General features: G+C 63.2%; 23 protein-coding genes. 7 read left to right on the forward strand and 16 right to left on the reverse strand.

Going from position 1 to position 24,398, the window contains the following annotated elements:
- The first annotated feature begins 50 nt into the window (after positions 1 to 50).
- Entirely contained in the window at positions 51 to 1,529 is a 1,479-nt protein-coding gene (locus tag NKI29_RS16910; protein ID WP_352570468.1) for an esterase-like activity of phytase family protein, read from the forward strand.
- Between the two features lie 146 nt (positions 1,530 to 1,675).
- On the opposite strand, the gene NKI29_RS16915 is transcribed toward NKI29_RS16910, so the two are convergent.
- Positions 1,676 to 2,464 (reverse strand): L,D-transpeptidase, encoded by a 789-nt coding sequence (locus NKI29_RS16915; RefSeq protein ID WP_352570469.1) that lies wholly within the window; start codon positions 2,462 to 2,464, stop codon positions 1,676 to 1,678.
- Between the two features lie 197 nt (positions 2,465 to 2,661).
- On the opposite strand from NKI29_RS16915, the gene NKI29_RS16920 reads away from it, so the two are divergent.
- Complete coding sequence (locus NKI29_RS16920) at positions 2,662 to 4,134, forward strand: MATE family efflux transporter (RefSeq protein ID WP_352570470.1); 1,473 nt, start codon at positions 2,662 to 2,664, stop codon at positions 4,132 to 4,134.
- Between the two features lie 9 nt (positions 4,135 to 4,143).
- On the opposite strand, the gene NKI29_RS16925 is transcribed toward NKI29_RS16920, so the two are convergent.
- Positions 4,144 to 5,352: an MFS transporter gene (locus NKI29_RS16925; RefSeq protein ID WP_352796744.1), complete on the reverse strand. Its 1,209-nt coding sequence runs from the start codon at positions 5,350 to 5,352 to the stop codon at positions 4,144 to 4,146.
- A gap of 182 nt (positions 5,353 to 5,534) precedes the next feature.
- Between NKI29_RS16925 and NKI29_RS16930 the strand changes: the two genes are divergently transcribed.
- Positions 5,535 to 6,110, forward strand: coding sequence for a TMEM175 family protein (locus NKI29_RS16930; protein WP_023676740.1), 576 nt, complete (start codon positions 5,535 to 5,537; stop codon positions 6,108 to 6,110).
- Between the two features lie 7 nt (positions 6,111 to 6,117).
- Here NKI29_RS16930 and NKI29_RS16935 read toward each other — a convergent pair whose 3' ends face one another.
- Positions 6,118 to 6,399, reverse strand: a complete 282-nt coding sequence (locus tag NKI29_RS16935; RefSeq protein WP_023676741.1) for a hypothetical protein — start codon at positions 6,397 to 6,399, stop codon at positions 6,118 to 6,120.
- 130 nt (positions 6,400 to 6,529) lie between these two features.
- Between NKI29_RS16935 and NKI29_RS16940 the strand changes: the two genes are divergently transcribed.
- Complete coding sequence (locus tag NKI29_RS16940; protein ID WP_023676742.1) at positions 6,530 to 7,402, forward strand: SDR family NAD(P)-dependent oxidoreductase; 873 nt, start codon at positions 6,530 to 6,532, stop codon at positions 7,400 to 7,402.
- Between the two features lie 69 nt (positions 7,403 to 7,471).
- Here the strand turns inward: NKI29_RS16940 and NKI29_RS16945 are convergent, their stop codons facing one another.
- The 3 genes from NKI29_RS16945 to NKI29_RS16955 all read right to left on the reverse strand — a co-directional run bounded on the left by NKI29_RS16945 (position 7,472) and on the right by NKI29_RS16955 (position 9,298).
- On the reverse strand, positions 7,472 to 7,903 hold the full coding sequence (locus NKI29_RS16945; RefSeq protein WP_031211766.1) for a low affinity iron permease family protein: 432 nt from the start codon (positions 7,901 to 7,903) through the stop codon (positions 7,472 to 7,474).
- A gap of 168 nt (positions 7,904 to 8,071) precedes the next feature.
- Positions 8,072 to 8,713 carry a DapH/DapD/GlmU-related protein gene (locus tag NKI29_RS16950; RefSeq protein ID WP_352570472.1) on the reverse strand — a complete coding sequence of 214 codons (642 nt, stop codon included), beginning with the start codon at positions 8,711 to 8,713 and terminating at the stop codon, positions 8,072 to 8,074.
- Between the two features lie 96 nt (positions 8,714 to 8,809).
- On the reverse strand, positions 8,810 to 9,298 hold the full coding sequence (locus NKI29_RS16955; RefSeq protein ID WP_023676745.1) for a CreA family protein: 489 nt from the start codon (positions 9,296 to 9,298) through the stop codon (positions 8,810 to 8,812).
- Positions 9,299 to 9,503: 205 nt separating this feature from the next.
- On the opposite strand from NKI29_RS16955, the gene NKI29_RS16960 reads away from it, so the two are divergent.
- Together NKI29_RS16960 and NKI29_RS16965 are read left to right on the forward strand one after the other, a co-directional pair.
- Positions 9,504 to 10,082 (forward strand): SCO family protein, encoded by a 579-nt coding sequence (locus NKI29_RS16960; protein WP_352570473.1) that lies wholly within the window; start codon positions 9,504 to 9,506, stop codon positions 10,080 to 10,082.
- 11 nt (positions 10,083 to 10,093) lie between these two features.
- Entirely contained in the window at positions 10,094 to 10,966 is an 873-nt protein-coding gene (locus tag NKI29_RS16965; protein WP_352570474.1) for a 50S ribosomal protein L11 methyltransferase, read from the forward strand.
- Positions 10,967 to 11,005: 39 nt separating this feature from the next.
- Here the strand turns inward: NKI29_RS16965 and NKI29_RS16970 are convergent, their stop codons facing one another.
- The gene (locus NKI29_RS16970; RefSeq protein WP_352570475.1) at positions 11,006 to 11,350 is read right to left on the reverse strand and encodes a hypothetical protein; all 345 of its coding nucleotides are present in this window, start codon (positions 11,348 to 11,350) and stop codon (positions 11,006 to 11,008) included.
- 36 nt (positions 11,351 to 11,386) lie between these two features.
- Between NKI29_RS16970 and NKI29_RS16975 the strand changes: the two genes are divergently transcribed.
- On the forward strand, positions 11,387 to 13,231 hold the full coding sequence (locus NKI29_RS16975; RefSeq protein ID WP_352570476.1) for an aminopeptidase P family protein: 1,845 nt from the start codon (positions 11,387 to 11,389) through the stop codon (positions 13,229 to 13,231).
- On the opposite strand, the gene NKI29_RS16980 is transcribed toward NKI29_RS16975, so the two are convergent.
- The 9 genes from NKI29_RS16980 to ftsZ form a co-directional block, all read right to left on the reverse strand.
- Positions 13,221 to 14,111 (reverse strand): LysR family transcriptional regulator, encoded by an 891-nt coding sequence (locus NKI29_RS16980; protein WP_352796746.1) that lies wholly within the window; start codon positions 14,109 to 14,111, stop codon positions 13,221 to 13,223. The two genes, NKI29_RS16975 and NKI29_RS16980, sit on opposite strands and share 11 nt — an antisense overlap.
- Positions 14,112 to 14,427: 316 nt before the next feature.
- Positions 14,428 to 14,724, reverse strand: coding sequence for an AzlD family protein (locus tag NKI29_RS16985; RefSeq protein ID WP_023676751.1), 297 nt, complete (start codon positions 14,722 to 14,724; stop codon positions 14,428 to 14,430).
- Complete coding sequence (locus NKI29_RS16990) at positions 14,721 to 15,449, reverse strand: AzlC family ABC transporter permease (RefSeq protein ID WP_023676752.1); 729 nt, start codon at positions 15,447 to 15,449, stop codon at positions 14,721 to 14,723. Before NKI29_RS16990 ends, NKI29_RS16985 begins: the two co-directional genes overlap by 4 nt.
- A gap of 122 nt (positions 15,450 to 15,571) precedes the next feature.
- Positions 15,572 to 16,264 carry a DUF2461 domain-containing protein gene (locus tag NKI29_RS16995; protein ID WP_352570477.1) on the reverse strand — a complete coding sequence of 231 codons (693 nt, stop codon included), beginning with the start codon at positions 16,262 to 16,264 and terminating at the stop codon, positions 15,572 to 15,574.
- The gene (gene ligA, locus NKI29_RS17000; protein WP_352570478.1) at positions 16,264 to 18,471 is read right to left on the reverse strand and encodes an NAD-dependent DNA ligase LigA; all 2,208 of its coding nucleotides are present in this window, start codon (positions 18,469 to 18,471) and stop codon (positions 16,264 to 16,266) included. The genes NKI29_RS16995 and ligA overlap by 1 nt, the downstream gene beginning before the upstream one ends.
- 241 nt (positions 18,472 to 18,712) lie before the next feature.
- Positions 18,713 to 20,386 (reverse strand): DNA repair protein RecN, encoded by a 1,674-nt coding sequence (gene recN, locus NKI29_RS17005; protein ID WP_352570479.1) that lies wholly within the window; start codon positions 20,384 to 20,386, stop codon positions 18,713 to 18,715.
- A gap of 13 nt (positions 20,387 to 20,399) precedes the next feature.
- Positions 20,400 to 21,269, reverse strand: coding sequence for an outer membrane protein assembly factor BamD (locus NKI29_RS17010; RefSeq protein ID WP_023676756.1), 870 nt, complete (start codon positions 21,267 to 21,269; stop codon positions 20,400 to 20,402).
- A gap of 204 nt (positions 21,270 to 21,473) precedes the next feature.
- Positions 21,474 to 22,421, reverse strand: a complete 948-nt coding sequence (gene lpxC, locus NKI29_RS17015; protein ID WP_254818982.1) for a UDP-3-O-acyl-N-acetylglucosamine deacetylase — start codon at positions 22,419 to 22,421, stop codon at positions 21,474 to 21,476.
- A 279-nt stretch (positions 22,422 to 22,700) separates the two neighbouring features.
- The gene (ftsZ, locus tag NKI29_RS17020; RefSeq protein WP_352570480.1) at positions 22,701 to 24,371 is read right to left on the reverse strand and encodes a cell division protein FtsZ; all 1,671 of its coding nucleotides are present in this window, start codon (positions 24,369 to 24,371) and stop codon (positions 22,701 to 22,703) included.
- Positions 24,372 to 24,398: the final 27 nt, after the last annotated feature.

Raw genomic sequence — 24,398 nt, forward strand, 5'->3', positions numbered from 1 at the left:
GACGCGGCGCTTTTTCGGGCCCCGGCAGCTTTGTCACAAAGAGGATTTCCATGAAAAACCTGCACCGAACCGCGTCCCTCGCCGTCGCGCTGGCGATGTTCACCGCCTTGACCCCGGCCTTGGCTGAAAACGCCGCAACCGTCGGCGGCGTCAGCTTCGTCAACAAGGGCATGGTCGGTGTCGGCCGCATCCCGGCCAGCCAGAAGGACAAGTTCGGCGAGACGTTTGGCTCCGGCTCAGGCATGTCGATCGACGCTGCCGGCTGGACGCATGGCGCCGATGGCTACAAGGGCTCGTTATGGCTGTTGCCGGACCGCGGCTACAATGTCGTCGGTACCACCGATTACCGCCCGCGCCTCAACACGATCGCCCTCGAGTTCGCCCCGATCGCGCCGGGTGCAGTGCCGGCCACCGGCCAGGAACAATCGGGCCTCAAGGCGACGCTTGCCGACACCATGCTTTTGACCGACGACAAGGGCGCCGACGCAACCGGCCTCGATCCGCTCAACGGCGTGCGTGCCGCGACCGACGACATGCCGATCCTGCCCGAAGCCAACGGCAAGCTCGCGCTCGATAACGAAGCGATCGCACGGCTGCCCGACGGCACGATGTTCATCTCGGACGAATACGGTCCGAACATCTACCGCTTCTCCGCCGATGGGCGTCTGATGTCGGCAACGCAGCCGCCGGCGGCGCTTGTCCCGATGCGTCACGGGACGCCAAACTTTGCTTCCAACAATCCGGGACTTGGCGCGGCAGACCCAGATCCGAAGGATCCCGAAACCGGCCGTCAGAACAACCAGGGCCTCGAAGGCATGGCGCTGACGCCGGACGGGAAGTTCCTGATTGCCGTGCTGCAGTCGGCCCCAAGGCAGGATGGCGGCGATTCCGCCTCGACGCGTCAGAACACGCGCGCGCTGGTCTACGATGCCTCGGATCCCGGCCAGCTCAAGCTCGCGCATGAATATGTCGTGCCGCTGCCGGTGTTCACCGATGCCAAGGGCAAAACCAAGATCGCCGCGCAGAGCGAAATCGTGGCGCTGTCGGACAAGACCTTCCTGATGCTGGCGCGCGACAGCGGCAATGGCCAGGGGCTGAAGGGCGACACCTCGCTCCACCGCGAGATCAGCGTCGTCGATGTGTCTGCGGCAACCGATGTCGCCGGCACAGAATTCGACAAGGACAAGCCGCTGGCGCCCAAGGGTGAGCTCGATCCATCGGTGACGCCGGCCAAGCTGACGCCGTTCATCGACATCAACGACAAGACCGAGCTCGGCCGCTTCGGGCTGCACAATGGTGCGCCCAACGACCGCAACAACCTTTCGGAGAAGTGGGAGGCGATGTCGGTGGTGAGCGTCCTCGATCCAACACTGCCCGACGACTATTTCCTGTTCGTCGCCAATGACAATGACTTCCTCACGCAGGACGGCTTCCAGGTAGGCGCGGCCTACAAGGCCGAGGATGGCGCCGATGTCGACACCATGTTCCTGGTCTATCAGGTCACGCTCCCAGGCCTCGCCAAGAAGTAGCGGCACCCATACAGGCGGACGCGCGGAACGCGTCCGCCTGAGCTGGCGCGATTGAGCGGTCGTGCCCTTCAGTTGCGGCTCGCCCGCGCAAGGACGGTGTCCTGGTGCGTTGCAAAACCTGCGACTGACGATCCAGTCGAAGGCACTTACCTCAACATCTCCGCGTCCTTTGGCACGCCGGCATCGATCGGCTCGGCCGTCCTGTTCGACACGGCGGCGATCTTCCCGGCGGCCGACAGGTTCGGGCGCACGAAGACCGGCGCGACGCCGTCGACGCGGCTGTAGAGGTCGATAATGTCCTGATTCATGAAGCGCACACAGCCGGACGAAGCGTTCTTCCCAATGGAATCCCACTCCGGTGTGCCGTGCAGCCGATACATCGTGTCCTTGCCGTCGCGGAAGAGATACAGCGCGCGGGCGCCAAGCGGGCTCTGCGGGCCGGGCGGCATGCCGTCCTTGTATTTCGCCAGTTCCGGCCGGCGTTGGATCATTTCCGGCGGCGGCGTCCAGACCGGCCACTTCTTCCTAGCCTGAACCACGGCGCTGCCGGTCCATCCGAAACCGGCCTTGCCGAGGCTGACGCCATAGCGAATTGCCTTGCCGCCGCCGCTCACCAGATAGAGGAAGTGCTCGGAGATATCGACGACGATCGTGCCTGGTTTTTCTCCGGTCGGATCGGACACGATTTGGCGAACGAATTTCGGATCGATCTTGGCTACCGGGATTGCCGGCAGTTGATAGCCCTCATCGACGCGCGCGGCATACATGCTTGCGGCATCGCCGAAAGCCGGATCGCTTGGCGCCGCGGTCACTGGCGGCGCTGCCACGTCCGTCGTGGTGCACGCCGAAAGAGCCACGGAGGCCGCGCCCAGAGCGGATGCACCAAGAAACGCGCGCCGGTTCAGGCGCTCAAAAAACAACGGAATATCGGACATGAGCCCCCCGGCTTGCCCTGAGATCCAGGAAATGCGGTCCCACGCGTCCGTGATCAATATCCGATTCCGGAAGCTTTGAGAACATGCTTAGATCAAGGCACGCCAGGCGGAATTTGCAGCGCCGCATCGACCCGTTCCGTTAAATCGGCAATCATTGCGGACCGGACTCAAGACAAGCCTTCGCCGAGTTGCCTGCCATGGATGACAACATGCCCGCGCGCCGGCGGACCGGCGACCTCACCAGTGGGCCTATCCCGCGCACCCTTCTACTGTTTGCCCTGCCGGTGCTCGGCTCCAATGTGCTGCAGTCGCTCAACGGCTCGATAAATGCCGTGTGGGTCGGCCGTTTCCTCGGTGAAGCGGCGCTGACCGCCACGTCCAATGCCAACCTTGTGCTGTTTCTCATCCTCGGCACCGTCTTCGGCATCGGCATGGCGGCGACCATCCTGGTCGCGCAATCCGTCGGCGCCCGCGATCTGCCCGAAGCCCGGCGCATCGTCGGCACCAGCGCCACCTTCTTCTTCCTCGTCTCGGTGGTGTTCGCGGTCTGCGGCTGGATCTGGGTCGATGCGATCCTCGATGCGCTCGGCACGCCGGCCGATGCGTTGCCGCTGGCGCGCTCCTATCTGCGCATCATCTTCCTCGCCGTGCCGATGATGAACCTGCTGTCCTTCGTCATGACGGTGCTGCGCGGCGCCGGCGATTCGCGCACGCCTTTCCTGTTCATGGCGCTGGCCGTCGTGCTCGACGTCGTTTTGAACCCGTTGCTCATCCTCGGCATCGGCCCGTTCCCCGAACTCGGCATCGCCGGCTCGGCCACCTCGACGCTGATCGGCCAGACGGTAAGCGTGGTTGCCATCCTGATCGTGCTTTATGCGCGCAAGCACCCGCTGCGGCTGGCCGGCGCTAATCTCGCTCTGCTGCGGCCGGACCCGGCGCTGCTGCGCATTGTCGTCTTCAAGGGCGTGCCGATGGGCCTGCAGATGATCGTCGTTTCGGCTGCGGCGCTGACGGTGATGGGCATGGTCAACTCGTACGGCTCGCAGGTTGCAGCTGCCTACGGCATAGCCGCACAGCTCTGGACCTATATCCAAATGCCGGCGCTCGCCATCGGCGCCGCGGTGTCGTCCATGGCGGCGCAAAATGTCGGCGCCAGGCGCTGGGACCGGATTGGACGCATCGCCACCTCCGGCGTCGGCTTCAACCTTGTGCTCACCGGCATGCTCGTCGCGCTGCTGTTCGTATTCGATCGCGCGGTGCTCAGCCTCTTCCTTGGCAGCGACAGTGCAGCAATCGAGATCGCCACTCACATCAACAAGATCGCATCGTGGTCCTTCATCCTGTTCGGCATCACCATCGTGCTCTTCGCCACCGTGCGTGCCACCGGCGCGGTGATGCCGCCGCTGATCATCCTGGTGATCTCGGTGCTGCTGGTGCGCACCAGCTTCGCCTATTTCTTCCGAAGCGTGATCGGCGAGGAAGCTCTGTGGTGGAGCTTTCCGGCTGGCTCTATAACCTCGCTCGTGCTGGCCGCGGCCTATTATCGCTTCGGCCGCTGGCGCAGCCTGCACATGATCGAGAGCCGGCCGGCTGCCGGCGAACCGCCGGATACCGGCCTCGGCGTACCGCGCCAGCGCGCGCATCTTTCGCCCGAGACACCGAACGGCTGAAAGGTCGGCTCAGCGCGCGTATTTCGCGCCAAACCCGAGAGCGACCAGGGAAAAGACGACAATCATGCCGGCAAAGGCCAGGCTTGCCACGGTCGCACCTGCCACCGTCGACAGAACGCCGATGCCGATGACCGGCAGCGCGTTGCCGCAAAAACAGCAGATGAAGAAGGCCGAGACGACTTCGGCGCGCCGGTCCGCCGGCGCGATCTCGTTCACCACTTGCAAGCCGCCGCGATAGCCGAGCGCTGCCGCCACGCCGCACAAGGCGGTCCCGGCAATCATTATGGCCATCGAGGCGAAGACCTGCGCCGCAACAATCAGCGCGACGGTTGGGATCATCAGCGCGAGCGCCGCGAACATCGCGGCTCGGCTCGAAAGACGTGCTGTCGCTACAATGGTGGCGGCCGTCACGATTGCCAATTCAAAGAACAGAGCGCCGGCTTCGGCATGGTTGGTTACCTGCAGTTGCTGCGCCAAAATGCTCGGTGCGAGTGCTGCATAAAAGCCGACCAGCGCCATTGCGCCAAAGCCGGTCACCGCCGGCGCAACGAAACTTGCGCGGATGTCATCGGGCACGGAAAGCCGCGGTCGCATCGAAACGTCAGCCAGTTTCCCTGGCCGCGAAACGGTTTCCCGCGTGCGCCAGACCAGCAGGGTTACAGTCGCGAGCATCGCCAGGTAGACGACGAATGTCAGCCTGAGCGGCCAGGGCGCGTATTCGGCGAGCAACCCGGCCCCCAGCGCACCGAGGCCGAGGCCGAGAAAATTGGTGCTGGTGGCAATCGTCGCCGCCTGTGACTTGTCGTCGGTCGGGAGCAATTCGGCGAGCCAGGCGGTGCCGGTGCCCGCGCCGACGCCGATTCCCAGTCCGCTCAGAATTCGGGCGATGTCGAGCCAGGCGACATTTTCGGCGAACAGGAAAACCACCGCGCTGACGACGGCCACCGCTATCCCGGCCAATGCCATTGGACGGCGCCCGATGACATCGGACACACGCCCCAACATCAGCAGCGCCGCCAGATTGCCGATGACATAGACGGCGTAGACCAGCGTCAAAGTGATCTGCGAGAAGCCGAAGAGCTGCTTGTAGATGATGTAAAGCGGCGTCAGCGCCGTGCTGCCGGCGAAAAGAGCCGCAATCATGGCGGCCACGGCGGCCGCTGCAGCGCGGCCGCCGAGTTCGTAATCGCGCGTCATGACTTGAGCGTGAGCGGTCATTTTTCGACCTTTGATAGCGTGATATTCGGGACCTGACACTCTAACGCCGTTTTCGCGTCAGCCGTTCCCCTCCCCCTTCTTGCTCCTGACAACTTGGCTTGCTCCTGACAACTTGGGCAGCTTTTGCCGATAGCGCCGAGTGATATCCTCTTCTAACGTCAGAGGATTGTCAGGGGAGATTCATGGGCAAGGGACGAGTCGAGGCATTCACCGATGGCGTGGTCGCCATCATCATCACCATCATGGTGCTGGAATTGAAGGTGCCGCATGGCGAGGATTTTTCCGCGCTGGCACCACTCTGGCCGATCTTCCTCAGCTATGTGCTGTCCTTCATCAATGTCGGCATCTACTGGAACAATTTGCACAACATGTTCCATACCGTGCAGCGGGTCGACGGCCGCGTGCTGTGGGCGAACCTCAACCTGCTGTTCTGGCTATCGCTGATGCCGGCGACGACAGCCTTCATGGGTGAGAACCATTTCGCGCCGGTGCCGGTTGCCGTCTATGGCGTCGACCTGGCGCTCTGCGCCATCGGCTTCAACATCCTCACCATGGCCCTGCATCGACTGCACGGCAACGAGACTCTCTTCGCCAGGGCGTTGGGCAATGACCTCAAGGGAAAGATCTCGCTGGTCCTCTATCTTTCCGCCATCGCGCTGACCTTCGTCAATCACTGGATCGGTGTCTCGATCTATGTCCTGGTGGCGATGATCTGGTTCGTGCCGGACAGGCGCTTCGAGCGGCTGATCGAGAAATAGGCCCCGTCTAGCCTCGCATTGCTTTCAGCTTTTCCGCTACCGAAGCGGCAAGGTCGGCGTAGCGCTCCTCCAGCCGCTCGGCCGCCTTGATCACTGAAAAATCATGGCCGAATTTTTCCAGCGCCATGCGCAGCTTTTCGACGAATTCGGCCTGTTTTTCGAGCGCCGAAAACAGCGTCATAACTTGCGCTTCGCTGATGTCGGGATTGGCGAGCATTTGTGGCACCTCGCGGCTCATCTGGTCGCCGGTGGCGGTCTGTTCTTTCAGGATCTCGATCCAGTCGGTCAATCGTCAGGTCTCCTTTTTCGATATCAGCATGCGCAGCGCCCGCCGATGCGGTCAACCCGAAGATGCCGGTACCGGCTTGCGCGAGCCTCTTTCCGCGCTAAGTTCGCCGCGGCCAGAACAGGAGAAAATCATGACCACCGACGCCGAGATCCAGACCGCCCTGCCCGCACTTGCCTCCGGCAATGTCGCCGTCATCACCGGCGCGGCCAGCGGCATCGGCCTTGCCGCGGCCAAACGGCTGGCGGCGATGGGCATGAACATCGTGTTGGTCGATATTGGCGGCGCACGCCTCGATGAGGCCCGACGCGCCGTCGCCGCCATCGCCGGCGACAGCGCCGTACTTGCCGTCGCCACCGATGTCTCGAAGGCCGACGAACTCGACCGGCTGGCCGAAAGGACATTCGGCGCCTTCGGCGACGTATCGCTGCTGATGAACAATGCCGGCGTCGGCAACAATCCCGGCAAGCCGTGGGAGAACCGCGACGCCTGGAAACGGCTGCTGGATATCAATTTCTGGGGCGTCGTCCATGGCGTCGAGGCCTTTGCGCCGCGCATGCTGGCGGCGGGAAAGCCGGGCCTGATCGTCAACACCGGCTCCAAGCAAGGCATCACCACGCCGCCCGGCAACCTCGCCTACAACGTTTCCAAGGCGGGCGTGAAGACCTATACCGAAGGCCTGGCGCACGCGCTGCGCAACGAGCCGGGCGCCAGTGTCGCGGCGCATCTGCTTATCCCCGGGTTCACTTTTACCGGCCTGACCGAAGGTGCGACCGAAAAGCCGGCCGGCGCCTGGACCGGCGAGCAGGTCATCGACTTCATGCTGGCCTCGCTACTGCGTGGCGATTTCTACATCCTGTGTCCCGATAACGAGGCGACCCGGTCCATGGACGAAAAGCGCATGGGCTGGGCGATTGGCGACCTCATCGAGAACCGCCCTGCCCTGTCGCGCTGGCACCCGGACTACAAAGATGCTTTCGCGGCATTCATGACACGCACCGCATGATCCCGAACCGAAGATCACCGTAGCAAAGAATCGGATCCGATCTTCGCAGGTATGCGCCGGACCTTTATATCACGCCGCCGCGTGCTTCTTCGTGTTCCGCTTCTTCGCCATGGCTTTCTCGGCTGCCAACTCGGCAAGCTTCTGATCATGCCGCTTCGCTGCCTGTTCGCATTTCTTGCGGATCTCTTCGACCTCGGTCTCAGTCAGGTGTTCGATACCGATGAAGGTGTTCTGGGCTGTGCTGACCCGGATCAATTCGTCGAGCTTCGCCTGGATCGCAGCGCCATCGCGGTTCTGGGTGTTCTGGATGAGAAACACCATCAGGAAGGTGACGACCGTCGTGCCGGTGTTGATGACGAGCTGCCAGGTGTCCGAAAAGCCGAACATCGGCCCGCTTGCCGCCCAGACGACGATGATCAGGAAACAGACGGCAAACGTCGGCGGCAGGCCGGCAAAATGGGCGACGTTGTTGGCGATCCTGGTGAAAAGCTTCTCAATCATTCAAACTCCCTCAACAGCCGGGCGACGAACCCGGACGGAAGCCGAGTTCATTGTGTCTGCAGAAACAGTTGGCAGCCGCTCCTGGTTCCCTCGCGGCGGAAGGTCGCGGGTACATTGTTGGAGGAGCAGATCGCGCAGGCCGTCGGACCGCTTGCAGATAGCCCGAACTCAGGCGGCGTCGTTTTCCCAGCGGTCGAGGAAAGCCTCGATGGGCAAGGCCTGCATGTCGGGGACTGCCCTGGCCAGTTTCTCGAGCGGCCAGTCCCACCAGGCAAGCCGTTCGATCCGGGCCGCAGTTTCCGCGCTGAAGCGCTGCCGCACTGGCCTGGCCGGAACGCCGGCGACGATTGCATAGGCCGGCACGTGGCGCGTCACCACCGCGTTGGCACCGACGATCGCGCCGTTGCCGATCACTACGCCAGGCATGATCACGGCGCCATGGCCGATCCAGACATCATGGCCGATGCTGACGGCTTTCGCCCGCCGCCGGTCGCGGAACGCCTGATCGACACCCAGCCAGCGGAAATACTCGTTGGGCCGATAGCTGATCTTGTGCTGCGTCAGCCGCTCGACCGGATGCTCCAGCGCATTGATGCGGCTGTTGGCGGCGATCGAGCAGAATTTGCCGATCGTCGTATAGATCGCCTCGGCGTGGCGCTCGAAGTAGGAAAAGTCGCCGACCGTCACCTCGCGCAGGATGACCCGCTCGCCGATCGACGCGTAGCGTCCAAGCTTGCACGCCTTCAGCTCCGCCGTCGGATGGATGCGCGGCTCGGGATCTTTCAGGACAAGGTGTTCGGGACGGTCCATGCGCGCGCTTTACGCCCGCGCGCATAGTCTCGCAAGCCGAGTGCAGCGCCGCGCATCCGTTTGGACGCGCCAAGGACCCTGTAGCACCTTCAGTCTCTATTTCGGCTTGCCGCTGGTCCACACCACGTTCTGGCCGTAGAGCGGCACGGTGGTGACCGACATTTTTGCCGAGCCATCCTGCACCTGGCGTGAATGCGACAGGTAGATCAGGGTCTCGTTGGCCTTGTCGTAGATGCGGTTCACCACCTGCTTTTTCCAGATCAGGCTGATGCCTTGCTTGAACACCTCCTCGCCGGCCTCGCTCATGTCGATGTCGCCAATGGTGATCGGCCCGGTCTGGCGGCAGGAGATCGAGGAATCGGACGGGTCCTCGAACCAGTTGCCTTTCTGCAGGCGGTCGATCACGCCACGGTCGAAATAGGAGACGTGGCAGGTCACGCCCTCGACCTTCGGATCCTTGATCGCCTCGACGATGATATCGTTGCCGAGCCAATCGACGCCGACCTTGCCGACTTCCTCGGCGGCGGCCGCGCCGGCGCCAATGACAAGGCATGCGGCTAACGCGCCGCCAATCAGTTTTCGCAAAGAGGCCTCCTGCGGTTCGAATTTTGCCGACCTCAGGTGGGACGAACGGCAGCGCTTTGCAAGCAGATCGCCTCCCACAGGATTGCCGGTTGCGGCAACGCGACATCTTTGCGTCGGCACGACCGAACCGCTAAGAGTGTTCGCCAAGCCAGGGCCTTCACGGCGCCAACCCGGCGCCCGATGGAATAACGACGGACTTTCACTGATGATGCGTTCAATTCTGGTCGGTATTCTCGTCCTGATGGCCGCCGGAATCGGCTGGCTCACCTTCGACTGGTACCGCGGACATTATGGCGGCGAGCCGTTCGGAGCACCGTTCACGCTGGTCGACCAGAAGGGCGCGCCGGTCACCGAAGCCGCGTTTCGCGGCCACCCCAGCGTCGTCTTCTTCGGCTTCACGCACTGTCCGGAAGTCTGCCCGACCACGCTTTTCGAGTTGGCCGGCTGGCTGAAGACGATGGGCGACGACGGCAAGAACCTGCGTGCCTATTTCGTTACGGTCGACCCGGAGCGCGATACGCCCGAAATCATGAACACCTATGTCAGCAATTTCTCCGATCGCATCCTCGGCATATCAGGCGATCCCGACAAGGTCCACGCCATGGCCAAGTCCTTCGGCATCTACTGGAAGAAAGTCGACACGAGCGACGGCGACTACACGATGGACCACACTGCTTCGGTGCTGCTGCTCAACGCCAAGGGCGATTTCGCCGGCACCATTGCTTATGGCGAAAGCCCGGATGCCGCCATCGCCAAGCTCAAACGGCTGGCGGCGGAAGGTTGACATATCCGGTAATGACGCAGACGCGTTTGTATTTCACCGCGGGCAAGATCGAGGCTGATCGCATCTTCGCGGCGCTCGGTGCGGCATTCGACGATGAGGGCCTGCCGATTGCGGTGCTCGAGGTCGACGAGGACCGCGACATCCACGAAGTATCGCTCTATGCCGACGACGACGTCGATGCGGTCGAGGCGCGGCTTAGGGACATCCTTGCCGGACTGTCGCTGTCGAAACCGATAGCGCGCGAAGCGCTGCCCGACATCGACTGGGTGGCGCGCTCGCTGGAGGGATTGAAGCCGGTGCGGGCCGGGCGCTTCTTCGTCCATGGCGCGCATGACCGCAGGAAGCGCCACAGCGGCGAGCTCGCCATCGAGATCGAGGCCGGCCTTGCCTTCGGTACCGGCCATCACGGCACCACCGCCGGCTGCCTCGAAATGCTGGAGCAGGTCATACAGCGCGAGCATCCGCGCAACGCGCTCGACCTTGGCACCGGCAGCGCGGTGCTCGCCATCGCAGCGGCCAGGCTCGCGCATATACCGGTGCTGGCGACCGACATCGACCCGGTCGCCGTCAAGGTGGCCGCCGCCAATGCGCGGCTGAACCAGGTCAAGGGGCTCATTGAAACGGTGGCGGCGCCCGGTTTTCATCATCCGATCTTTGCCGCGCGTGCGCCCTTCGACCTGATCGTCGCCAACATATTGGCGCGGCCGCTGATGCGTCTGGCGCCGCAAATGGCCGGACATATCGCGCTCGGTGGCTCGATCGTTTTGTCGGGCATCCTCGAGCGCCAGCGCGATGCGGTAATCGCGGCCTATGTCGGCCAGAAATTCCGGCACGTCCGCACCTTGCACCGCGGGGGCTGGGTGACGATTCACCTCAAGCGCTGAGGCGCAGCGCCTTCAACGCAAGCCGGAATCAACTCGGACCTAGCGCGAGTTCGCCGCTTTCTTCAGCTGTTCGCGATCGTAGCCGTGAGCTTTCAGCGTTTCGTCGTCAAAGCCAAGCAGAACGCCGCTCACATACCGGCTCGCTTCGCGCTGGCGAGCTTCGATCAGCGCTTTCACAGCGTTTCTGAAAAATCCGCGTCTACGTGAAATCGTGGACATGACGGTCTCCTTTGCAGGGCAATAGGACTCTTTCCTCCACGTGAAGAAGGTAAGCCTTGCTGACGCTTTTTGAAATCGCCGATTCTGCATGGCCTCCATGCGCAAAGAGACACGCAGCAACCGGGAATGATCGTTCCGAAAATCGATTCCGATTTTCGAGGTCATGCGCTACGGTCGCGCCAGCATTCGAGGAGAGCCGACATGTTCCAGACCTTCGATTCCGCCGGCGATCCGGCCGTTGGCAAGCCGCGCGTGGCAATGCTGCGCCAATGGTTGGCGGCGAACGGGCTGGATGGCTTCATTGTGCCCCGTGCCGACGAGCACCAGGGCGAATATGTCGCCGATCGCTCGGCACGGCTGAAATGGCTGACCGGCTTCAGCGGCTCGGCCGGAGTCGCCATTGTGCTTGGCGAGCGCGCCGTCATGTTTGTCGACGGGCGCTACACGCTGCAGGTGCGCCAGGAGGTCGATCTCGACATCTTTTCGATCGAGAGCCTTGTCGACAACCCGCCGGCCAACTGGATCAAGGACAATCTCGGCAAGGGCGTGCGACTTGGTTTCGATCCGTGGCTCCATACGATCAGTGACGTCAAGGCGCTGAAGGCCTCGGCCGAGAAATCAGGCGCGATACTGGTGCCGCTCGAAGAGAATCCAATCGACGCCATCTGGCAGGACCAGCCCGGGCCGCCACTGGGGCCGGTCGAGATCCACCCGATCGGCTTTGCCGGCGAACTGGCCAAGGACAAGCTGGTGCGGCTGGCGGCGGCCACCGAGAAGGACGGCGCCACCCATGCCGTATTGACCGACCCCTCCTCCATTGCCTGGGCGTTCGATATCCGTGGCGGCGACGTACCGCACACACCGCTGGCGCTCGGCTTTGCCGTGCTCGCCGCCGACGGCTCGCATCTGCTTTTCATGGACCAGCGCAAGTTTTCGCGCACCGTCGCGGCCTACCTGACGCAGCTCGCCGAATTGCACGAACCAGGTGAATTCGAAACGGCAATCGTCACCCGGGCCAAGGGCGGCGCAAAAATCGCGCTGGACCCGGTTCTCGCGGCGGACAAGCTCAGAATGCTGGTCGAGGATAATGGCGGCACCGTCATTGCCACGGCCGATCCGGCCCGCATTCCACGCGCAACAAAGAACAAAGCTGAGATCGCCGGCGCACGCGCCGCACATCGCCGCGACGGCGCCGCGGTCGCCAAGCTGCTGTGCTGGCTCGACCGCCAGAAGCCCGGCACGCTCGACGAAATCGCCGTTGTCACCAGGCTTGAGGAGACGCGCCGTCAGACCGGCGAAGAAACGCAGATGCCGCTGCGCGACGTATCGTTCGATACCATCTCCGGCGCTGGTCCTAACGGCGCTATCATGCACTACCGCGTCTCCCGCGCCACCAATCGCAAGCTGGGGGATGGCGAGCTGTTCCTGCTCGATTCCGGCGGGCAGTACCAGGACGGCACCACCGACATTACCCGCACGGTTCCGATTGGCGCGCCAACCGAGGAGATGCGCGAGCGCTTCACGCTGGTGCTGAAAGGCATGATCGGCATCTCCATGCTGCGCTTCCCCCAGGGCACGCGCGGCTCCGAAATCGATGCAGTGGCGCGCCTGGCGCTATGGAGACACGGCTGCGATTTCGCCCATGGCACCGGGCACGGTGTCGGCTCCTATCTTGCCGTGCATGAGGGCCCGCAGCGTATCGCCAAGACCGGTACCGAAAAGCTGCTGGCCGGCATGATCGTCTCCAACGAGCCCGGCTATTACAAGGAAGGTTCCTACGGCATCCGCATCGAGAACTTGATTCTGGTGACACCGGCCGAGGCAATCGAGGGCGGCGACATCGCCATGCACGGCTTCGAGACACTGACGCTGGCGCCGATCGACAAGCGGCTGGTCCGATCGGACCTTTTAACCCGCGACGAGTTGCATTGGCTTGACGAATACCATGCGCGCGTACTGGCCGAGATCGGACCGATGCTCGACGGCGAAACGCTGGCCTGGCTGGAAAAGGCAACCGCGCCGCTGCCGCACGACTTCAAGCAATAGCCGCGGCGGCAACGCCGGTTGACAGGCATTGCTCCGCAAGCAGTCCCTGCAAAGCGGTGACGTTGGGAGAACCGGCTCCCTTGCGCCAGAACAACACCGTGACGGCGTTGTCTTCGTCAGAGGGCAGTTCGTGCAGCTTTAGCCAGCGGCTTTCCGGGAAACCCGAAAGCACGCTTTTCGGCATCAGCGCTATGCCCATGCCAGCCACCACGCAACCAAGGATGGCATGGTATGAACCAAGCTCGATGGTTTTCTCGGCCATGAACCCTCGGCGCGCATACCATTGTTCCAGCCGCTTGCGGTGCGGACAGCCGTGCTCGAAGGCTATCATGGTTTTGGGCATGTCCAGGTGGTCTTCGACCGAAACGCGCGATGCCGCCGAGACAATGACCAGCTGCTCGTGAAACGCGGGCAGCTTTTCGAATGGGGCGTCGGCGATCGGCTCGGCGGCGAACGCTGCATCGAGCTCACCGGCAAGCATGGCGGTCGCGAGAACCTGCGGATTGCCGGTGCGCAACTGGATTTCCACTTCGGGATGCCGTGCATGGTATTCGGCGAGCAGACTTGGAAGCCGTGCCGCAGCGGTGCTCTCCATGGCACCTAGGCGAAGAGTGCCGCGCGGGCGTGGATCGAGCATCGCCGTTCGCGCCTCCTCCGCAAGCGCCAGCAGCCGATCCGCATAGCCGACCAATCTGTGACCGGCCGGCGATACGTGCAGGCGCTTGCCCTTCCGGATAAACAGCTGCACGCCGAGATCCTCCTCGAGCTGCCGGATGCGTGTGGTCACGTTCGACTGCACGCGAAACAGTTTTTCCGCCGCCCTGGTGATTCCACCCTCGCGCACCACCGTGCGGAAGATGCGCAGATCGGCCAAATCCATACATCTCTCCTGGAGAACATAACGATCTTAATTATTCATTTTAACTGATTATGCCTTTCCCGTAAATCGCCGGTGTAGCTGCCGATCAACACGGCAAACCAGGGGAGATGGAAATGTCGCGTAAGCCCTTCGGCATCCAGCCGACCGATCTAAGCGCATTGACGCCGAAGCAGCGCGAAGCCCTCTATAGTGACGCCGTGCGTCGCGCCCACCAGGAGAGATCGGAGGCGATCCGGCTGAGCCTGTCGCGGGTCGGCGCGGCAATAGTCGCTGCGGTAAAACGCATGTGTGCTCTCGCCGCCAAGGCAAAAGTCGATCAGCCGACGAGCTGCCGCGCGAGGATCAGCACGGCAGCACCCGCCAGGAACATCGCCATCAGGCCGCCGCGCAGTGAGACCAAGCCGGCAACGATCAAGGCTGCCCATTCCGCCGGCCCGGCGCTGAGCGCCGCCGGCGCCACCAGCGTGGTCAGCACCGCCGCCGGCACGGCGCTGAGCCCGGCTTCGACGCGCGGGTGGATTTGATCGAAACGCGAGATCACCAGATGACCGCCGATGCGGGTCAGATAGGTCGCGATCGAAGCGGCGATGATGATCCACAAGGTCGTGCTCATCGCCGTACCTCCACGCCGCTGTGGCGGGGCGGCAGGATGACGGCGAGCAGCACGCCGGCCAGCGCACCTATGGAGACATGCCAGGGCGAGCCGACCGTTTTGTATGCAATGATGGAGGCGGCAGCGCTGGCGATGACCACCGGCAGCCACAGCGGCCGCTTGCGGAAGCTCATGACCAGGCCGAGAAAATAGATCGGCAGCAGGAAATCGATGCCCAACGCATGGGTGTCGGGAATAAGCTTGCCGAACATCGCGCCGAGCGCGCTTTCGATGGTCCAGAACACATAGACCGGCAGCCCAAGCCCCATATACCAGGTGAACCCGACGGTCTCGCCGGCCTCCGCCTTGCGCTCGGCCACCGCGAACTGCGGATCGGTAAGCACGAAGTAGCCTATCGCCTGCTGGATCAGCGGCCAATGCGCGATGCGCCGGCCGATGCCAGCCGAATAGAGCACATGGCGAAAATTCACCGCGAAGATCGACAGCACGATCAGCCACGGCGCGACATGCTGGCCGAACAGCTCGATGCCGACCATCTGGCTGGCGCCGCCGAACACCGTTGCGCTCATCAGGAACGCTTCGAGCACGGAAAACCCGTTGTCAACTGCGAGCGCACCGAACAGCAATGCAAACGGCGCCGACGCCACCACGACGGGCATGCTGAGCCGCACGCCGTCCCAGAAATCGCTTTTCGCTCCGTTTTCGGAGATTGCTTCCGCCGACATCGATCGCTCCTTGGGAACGGCCGTATGTAGAGAGAGCGGCCCGGCTTGTCACACCAATTTGCTTGAGGCAAACGATCAGCGGAAATGATGGCTGAAGCGTCGCGGCAAGCTCGCTTCCGAGCCTAGCGCGGCGAAGCCTTGCCATCGATCGCCCTGCCCCAGTCGAGCAGCGGTTTTGCCCGCATGACGAAGTCGACGAGTTCGTCGACCAATCCAGCTCCGTAGATATCCGCCGGCTCGATTGCGTGCCGGACGGCAAAATGCCGGTTGCGGATCGCGGCAGCGAGATCGGGCTCGGCGATATGCTCGAAGCCGCGCGGCGTGCGCTTCATGCAGCCGTCCGGGTCGATCTCGAGGCCGTTCTTCTTCAGCGCCGCGACGAGGCTGCGGAATTCAGCGGGCCGCTTCGCGATCGCGTTGCGCAGCGCCAGCAATAGCTCCGGTCCGGGCTGCCACCAGGCAATGGCGGCAAAGCATCGCTCGAGCCCGATATGGACGTAAAAAACGCCCTGTTCCATCTTGGTGCCGTCGGGCGAAAGGATCGCCGACAAATGCCGGTTATAAGGCCGTTTGTCCTTGGCGAAACGCACATCGCGATTAATCCGGAACAGCGACTTCTTGCGGTCGCCGCGCAGGCCGAGCCCCAATGCCATGAAGCGCTCGGAGAGCGTCTCGACCAGATCGCCGAAGGGACCGCGCAGGTCGCGTTCGAAAAGGTCGCGGTTTTCCAAAAACCACTCCCGGCTCTGATGAAAATCCAGCGCCTTGAGGAAGGGAATGGCCTTTTGCCCAAAACCGTTGAACGCAGCCGCCATCACCCGCCCTTGCCGATCCGCTGCAGCCAGGTGTCCTCGTCGATCACCTCGATGCCGAATTTGGTCGCATCCTTCAGCTTGGAACCGGCGCCTGGCCCTGCCACCAGAAGATCGGTCTTCGCGGAAACCGAGCCGGCGACCTTCGCGCCGAGGCGTTCGGCCATCGCCTTGGCCTCCGGGCGCGTCATCTTTTCCAGCGTGCCTGTAAACACGATTGTCTTGCCGGCGACCGCACTATCGGCTGAGACGTTCACAATGTACGGCTTCGGATGGACCTGTGTGAGCAGCGCTTCAAGCACGGCGTCGTTGCGTTCATTGCCGAAGAAATCGCGAAGCGCGCCTATCACCGTATCGCCGATGCCGTTGATCGAAGGAAAAACGCTGTGTGGATCGGCTGCCGCTGCCGTCTCCTTGCCGATGCGGATCAACTCCTCGATCGTCGAGAAGGTTCGGGCAAGCACAGCGGCCGTCGTTTCGCCGATATGGCGGATGCCCAGCGCGAAGATGAAGCGATCAAGTTCCGGTTCGCGGCGGGCGTCGATGGCAGCGAAGAGCTTGTCGAGGCCGTCATAGTTGCGTTCCTCGACGCTGCGTACATTCTTGCGCGTTTTGCCCGATGCGGCCTCGCGCTGCCTGGCCTGCTCCTCCCGTCGCTCCGCCAGCGCCTTGGTGACGGCGGGACGGCGGTCCCGGAGAGTGAAGATATCGGCGGCTGTCTTGACCAACCCGGCATTGAAGAACAGGTCTATGTTTTCAGCGCCCAGGCCTTCGATATCCATGGCGCCGCGCGACACAAAGTGGCGCAATCCTTCGACGGCCTGCGCAGGACAGATCAGTTCGCCGGTGCAACGTCGGCGGGAATCTTCCTTGCCGGTCTTCTCGTTGATCTCGCGCGTTGCCGGCGAGCCGCAGATCGGACATTTGTGCGGGAATTCGTAGGGCACGGCATCAGTCGGCCGCTTGTCGGCGACGACGCTGACGATCTGCGGAATGACGTCCCCTGCCCGCTGGATGACCACCGTGTCGCCGATACGCACGTCATAGCCGTCGCGGATCGGCTGGCCGTTGCTGTCCAGACCCTTGATGTAGTCTTCGTTGTGAAGCGTGACGTTTTCGACCACGACGCCGCCGACCGTGACGGGCGCAAGCCGGGCAACGGGCGCCAGCGTACCGGTACGGCCGACCTGAATGTCGATCCTGAGCACGGTCGTCATCGCCTGTTCGGCCGGAAATTTGTGGGCAATGGCCCAGCGTGGTTCGCCGGTGACAAAGCCCCATCTGCGCTGCAATTCCAGCTGGTCGACCTTGTAGACGACGCCGTCGATGTCGTAGCCGAGCGATGAGCGCTGGGTCTCGATTAGGTGATAGTGCGCGACCAGTTCCTCGACCGATTTTGCTCGGACCATCAGCGGACTGACCTTGAACCCCCACTCCGCGAACTTCTGCACCGAATCGTACTGGGTCGGAGCCGGATCCTTCGTCGTATAGCCCCAGGCATAGGCAAAGAATTTGAGGTTGCGGCTGGCGGTAACGGACGGGTCCTTCTGACGGAGCGACCCGGCCGCCGTGTTACGCGGATTGACGTAATCCTGGCCGCCTATCGCCGCCGAACGTTGCTTCAGCGCCTCAAATTCCGCGTAGGTCATATAGACCTCACCGCGTATTTCGATGACCTCGGGCCAGTCCGATCCCTTCAAGGTCTTGGGAATATCGGCGATGGTCTTGAGATTGGCGGTGATGTCCTCGCCGACGACGCCGTCGCCGCGCGTTGCTCCCTGCACGAACACACCGCCTTCATACCGCAGGGAAGCCGATAGCCCGTCGATCTTCGGCTCCGCCGTGAAGGCGATGTTCAGATCCTTGTCGCGGTCAAAGAATCGCCGGCCCCGTTCGATGAAGTCCGCGACGTCCTGGTCGGTATAGGCCTTGGCTAGGCTGAGCATCGGCACCGCGTGGCGCACCTTGGCAAAGCCTTCCGCCGGCGGCGCGCCGACCCTGCGTGAGGGCGAATCCTCACGCACCAAAGCGGGGAAGCGCTGTTCGATGGCGAGGTTGCGCCGCGTCAGCGCGTCATATTCCGCATCCGTGATTATCGGCGCGTCCTCGCCATGGTAGCGCCGGTCGTGCTCGGCGATCTCCTGCGCCAACCGCTTCAACTCGCTTGCCGCCTCGCTTTCGCTGAGCGAATCGACTGGTTTTTCGTCCATGCACTGCTCCCTCCACGGTGGCGCGACACAATAGAGCAGGATTCTCTCACGAGGGAGAGACCAGGCACGGAAAATCATTCCTGAACAGCAGGATGGCGCCAGACCCTGACTCAGGTCACGAGCGCCGGAAACGAACTCGTCTAGAGCAATTCCGGGAAAAGTGTGAAACGGTTTTCCGTCCGGAATTGCGCAAAACAAAGAAGTAGAGCGGTTCGGCGTTTCCGTGAAACGATGAACCGCTCTAGGCTGCAGCGGTGTTCTCCCGCAGCAGCCGCTCGGCCGCCGCGCGCGCCTCGTCGGTGATGGTGGCGCCGGCGAGCATGCGTGCGATCTCTTCCTGCCGCGCCGCCCGGTCCATCTCGGCGATGCCGGTCGAGACCCGGTCGGCCCCGCCCGATTTGGAGATCAGGAAATGCGTCGCCGCGCGCGCCGCCACTTGTGGTGCATGCGTGACCGAAAGCACCTGCACGCGTTTTGCCAGCCGCGCCAGCCGCTGGCCGATGGCGTCGGCAACCGCACCGCCGACGCCGGTGTCGATTTCGTCGAAGACCAAGGTCGGCGCCGAGCCCCGGTCAGCGAGTGCTACCTTCAACGCCAGCAGGAAGCGCGAAAGCTCGCCGCCGGAAGCGACTTTCATCATCGGGCCGGGCCTGGTGCCGGGGTTGGTGCGCACCCAGAACTCGACCTGGTCGATGCCTTCTTCCATGCGGCTCTCGGCATCGCTTGCGATCTCGACGATGAACTCGGCCCGTTCGAGCTTCAGCGCCGGCAGTTCGGCCATTACCGCCTTGGTCAGCCCGACGGCCGCCGCATGGCGAAGCGACGACAGCTGGGCCGCCGTAATGTCATAGGCCTGGCGCGCCGCTGCAGCCTGTGTCTCCAGCGCATGCAGGCGCTCTTCGCCGGCGTCGAGATCGGCAAGGTCGGCCGCCATGGTGTCACGCAATTGTGCCAGGTCGTCGACGGCGACGCTGTGCTTGCGCGACGCGGCACGCAGCGAAAACAGCCGCTCCTCGGCTTTCTCCAGCCGCTGCGGATCATATTCGGTGGCGCGCAGTGCGGCTTCGACGCCCGACTGCGCCGCGTCGAGCGACAGCATCGCCTCGTCGAGCGACTTGACGACATCCTCGAGCAAGCCGGGCGCTTCCGTCACCTTGCGCTGCAGCCGCCTGAGCAGGCTGGCCAACTGCGGCAAGGGCGAGGACGGGCCCGAGAGCACATCCTGCGCATCGTGGATTTCCGAGGCGATCTTTTCGGCACGCATCATCGAGGCGCGCAGTTCGGCGAGCTCGGTCTCTTCGCCCGGTTGCGGATCGAGCCTGGTCAATTCGGCGACCGCCGCACGCAGATAATCGGCCTCGCGGGCAGCTGCCTCGACTTTGGCCCCGTGCCGTGAAAATTCCTGCTCACAGGTACGCCAATGCCGCCACGCCTCGCCGGTTGCCCGCGCGGCACCCAGATGACCGCCGAAACTGTCGAGCAACTCGCGATGGGCGCCGGGATCGACCAAAGCGCGCTCGTCATGCTGGCCGTGGATCTCGACCAGCGCACGGCCGATGTCGCGCATCAGCGTCACGCTGGACGGCTGGTCGTTGACGAACACGCGCGTGCGGCCGTCAGCCGTCTGGACGCGGCGCAGGATAATGTCGCCGTCGTACTCGATGGCATTCTCGGCAAGCAGCATGCGAGCCGCGTGATTGCGCGGCACGTCGAACACGGCGATGACTTGGCCTTGTGCCGCGCCATGCCGCACCAGCGAGGCGTCGCCGCGGGCGCCAAGCGCCAGCGACAAGGCGTCGAGCAGGATGGACTTTCCGGCGCCGGTTTCGCCGGTCAGCACCGAAAGGCCGGACGAGAAGTCGATGTCCAGCTTCTCGATCAGAACGATATCGCGGATCGACAGCCTGGAGAGCATGGTGACGCGCCGCTCAGGCGCCGGTGATCAGCTTCCCGGCCTTGGAGATCCACGATCCGGCATTCTCGCGCGGCTCGAGCCCACCACTCTGCAGGAGCTTGTAGGAGTCCTTGTACCACTGGCTGTCGGGATAGTTGGTGCCGAGCACGGCCGCAGCGGTCTGCGCTTCCGACGTTAGCCCCATCGCATAGTAGCTCTCGGTCAGACGCGCCAGCGCCTCCTCGACATGGCGTGTGTTCGAATAGTTCTCCACCACGTTGCGGAACCGTTTGACGGCTGCGATGTATTCGCGGCGCTCGAGATAATAGCGGCCGATCTGCATCTCTTTGCCGGCGAGCTGATCGTTGGCGAAGCGGATCTTCTCCTTGGCGTCGTCGGCATATTCGGACGTGGGCCAGCGCGTCACGAGGTCCTGCATCGTCTGCACGGTAAGACGCGCTTCCTTCTGGTCCTGGGTGACGTCCTTGATCTGGCGGTAGTAGCTCAGCCCGATAATATATTGGGCATAGGCTGCATCGTCGGTCGACGGGTACAGGGTCAGGTAGCGCTTGGCCGAACCGATCGCCTCATCGTAATTGCCCTGACGGTAGTCGGCAAAGGCACCCATCACCATCGATTTGCGGGCGAATTCGGAATATGGATGCTGGCGGTCGACGGCGTCAAACTTGCGGCTTGCCTCCTGCAGTCGCCCGGCATTCAGATTGGCGAGACCCTGATTGTAGAGCACGTCGGCCGGCTCGGTCTGATCGACATAGGTCGACAGATCGACGTCCTTCTCGGACGACATGCAGGCCGACAGAAACAGCGATGGAACGACCACCGAAAGCGCCAGGAAAACAGCCCGCCGCAGCGCCTTCGATTGACCAACTCGCTTGAAAAACATGTTTGGATTCCGCCCTTTCGGCGTCATTTCAGTCGACGGCAGCAGCCATAAACCATAATTGCCTTGCCCGGCAACGCTATCCCCGGCCAATCGCACATTTTTGTGGCGGTTTGGCGCCACCTGGAAAGCTGTGTAATTTGGCCGGCCGGTGATGCATCCATGCAACACAGCTTGACCGCAATGTGGGCCGTAAGACCTTAAGAATCAGATCATCCAGGGCGCATAGAGGGGTGCGTTGACGGCGCTCATCTCCGCGGTACGCCCGCGCTCGCGGCGCGTCGTCTCGACGATCTCGAAAGCCGAACGGTCCGACAAGAGACGGCGCAGCGCAGCCGCGTTCAGCCTGTGGCCACCACGATAGGAGCGGAAGCAGCCGATGAACCGGGCACCGGCGAGCGCCAGGTCGCCCATCGCATCCATCGTCTTGTGGCGCGCGAACTCGTTGGGATAGCGCAGGCCTCCCATGTTGATCACGCGGTTGTCGTCGCCGATCACCAGGGAGTTTTCCAACGAGGAGCCGAGCGCATAGCCGGCCGCCCACAGCCGCTCGACGTCCTTCATGAAACCGAACGTGCGGGCCCGCGCGACGTCGCGGCGGAAAATGTCGGCGTTCATGTCGGATGCAAAAAGCTGGCGCCCGATCGCCGGACTTTCGAAATCGATCTCGATCTCGAAGCGCGTGCCGTCATAGGGCCTGAACTCCGCCCAGCAGGCTCCGTTCTCGATGCGAACCGGCTTGACCACCCTGATGTAGCGACGCTTGACCGGCAGCGTTTCGATGCCTGCCTGGTCAATGGCCTCGACGAACATCACTGCGCTGCCGTCGAGGATAGGCACCTCATGGCCGTCGATTTCGATGACGAGATTGTCGATTCCAAGCCCGAAAAGCGTCGCCATCAGATGCTCGACCGTGGCAATGTGCTCGCCTTGCGGATCGCCAAGCATGGTGCAGAGATCGGTGGCGCCGACCTCGGAGACGAGCGCGCGAAATTCGTGGCTTCCGCTTGCATTCGAAAGCTGGAAGACGACACCCGTATCGGCATCCGCCGGCAGGAAATGGACGGTGACCGGATTGCCACTGTGAACGCCGATGCCAGTCAGCGTCGCGCGCGATTTAAGTGTCGTCTGATAGTCGTGCAAAACAATCCCCATAGCCCGTACTGCCTAGGTCCGCTTCATCTGCCCTGAGGGCGCGGCTCTTGATTGATCGGCAGGCAGGGCCACTTCCCCGAGACTCCCAGCAAACCGACTTTGGTCGGTGGCGAAGATAATGATCCCGCAGGGAGACTCCAAATCACGGTTTCTTACTCTTTGTAACTGCGGTCCCGGGAGGGAACGCCTCATAAGTCCTTGTTCTGAAATCGTTTTTAACGTTAACAGGCGAACAGTCTCCTGCTCGCCTGTTAACAACTGTTACGAACCGTTAACAGATCAATTGGCCTGTCGGCGCAGAAAGGCGGGAATCTCCAACTGATCGTCTTCCTGGACAGCCCGGCTCTGCGGCGTCAGTCGGCCCTGCTCGTCCAGCTGGCCGCGGCGCGGCGCGTAAAGCTGCGGATCCTGGCTGGCAAGGCGGCGCACTTCCGCCGGCGCCTGGCGCAGTTTCGGTTCGCGCGGCTGCGCCGGCTGCAGCCTTGCAGGCTCCTCTTCGCGGCGGGTCAAGCCGTTGGTCAGGCGCTTGAGCAAGCCCATCGGGCCGCTGTTTTCGTGGTCGGCCGGGCGCGCCTTGGCTTCCACTTCGGCCTTCACCTGCGGCGGGAAATCCTCGACCCGCGGCATGCGCTGGGGTGCTGCGGCAACCGGCTGCGGCATTTCACGATGCGGAGCAGGCTGCATCGCTTGCTGAACCGCTGGCTGCATCATCGGCTGCGGCTGAGCCGGAGGCGCCTGGAAGATCTTGCTCTGCGGACGGAAGTCTTCCGCATGCGCGACCGGTGCCGGGCGGGCCTGCGCCACCGCTGCCGCATTCGCCTCGGCGAGCTGAATGGCCTCGGCGACCGGGTCGGCAGCACGTGGTTCATAGATCGGTTGCTGGACAGGCGCCGGGCGCATTTCCGTGACCTGGGCCGCCGGGCGGCTGGCCGCCTTCGGCGGAGCCGTGCGGATGGCGATCGGCGCGGCAGCGATTTCGGCCGCCGATTTGTCGATGCCGGTGGCGACCACTGACACGCGGATAACGCCTTCGAGTTCCTCGTCGAAAGTGGCGCCCAGAATGATGTTGGCATCCTGGTCGACCTCTTCGCGAATGCGGGTTGCCGCCTCATCGACTTCGAACAGGGTCAGGTCGCGGCCGCCGGTGATCGAGATCAGCAGGCCCTTGGCGCCCTTCATCGAGGTCTCGTCGAGCAGCGGGTTGGCGATGGCGGCTTCCGCCGCGGCCATTGCACGGCCCTCGCCCGAAGCCTCGCCAGTCCCCATCATCGCCTTGCCCATTTCGCGCATGACCGAGCGGACGTCGGCGAAGTCGAGATTGATCAGGCCTTCCTTGACCATCAGGTCGGTGATGCAGGCAACGCCCGAATAGAGCACCTGGTCGGCCATGGCGAAGGCATCGGCGAAGGTGGTCTTGTCATTGGCCAGCCGGAACAGGTTCTGGTTGGGAATGACGATCAGGGTATCGACGCATTTCTGCAGTTCCTCGATACCCATGTCGGCCGTCTTCATGCGGCGCTGGCCTTCGAAGTGGAACGGCTTGGTGACGACGCCGACGGTAAGGATACCCTTTTCGCGGGCAGCGCGGGCAACGACGGGAGCCGCCCCGGTGCCGGTGCCGCCGCCCATGCCGGCAGTGACGAAGCACATATGCGTGTTGGAGAGATGATCGATGATCTCATCGATGCATTCCTCCGCCGCCGCGCGCCCGACTTCAGGCTGCGATCCGGCGCCGAGACCCTCGGTGACATGCGCGCCGAGCTGGATCAGCCGCTCGGCCTTCGACATCGTCAGTGCCTGCGCGTCGGTGTTGGCCACCACGAACTCGACGCCGCGCAAGCCGGCGGTGATCATGTTGTTGACGGCATTGCCGCCGCCGCCGCCGACACCGAACACGGTGATGCGCGGCTTGAGCTCGGTGATGTCCGGCTTCTGCAGATTGATGGTCATTGTCTTCGTCCTTTGCCTTTCCCGCCG

It is taken from the genome of Mesorhizobium sp. M0678 (assembly GCF_040320505.1).
Taxonomy (GTDB): Bacteria; Pseudomonadota; Alphaproteobacteria; order Rhizobiales; family Rhizobiaceae; genus Mesorhizobium.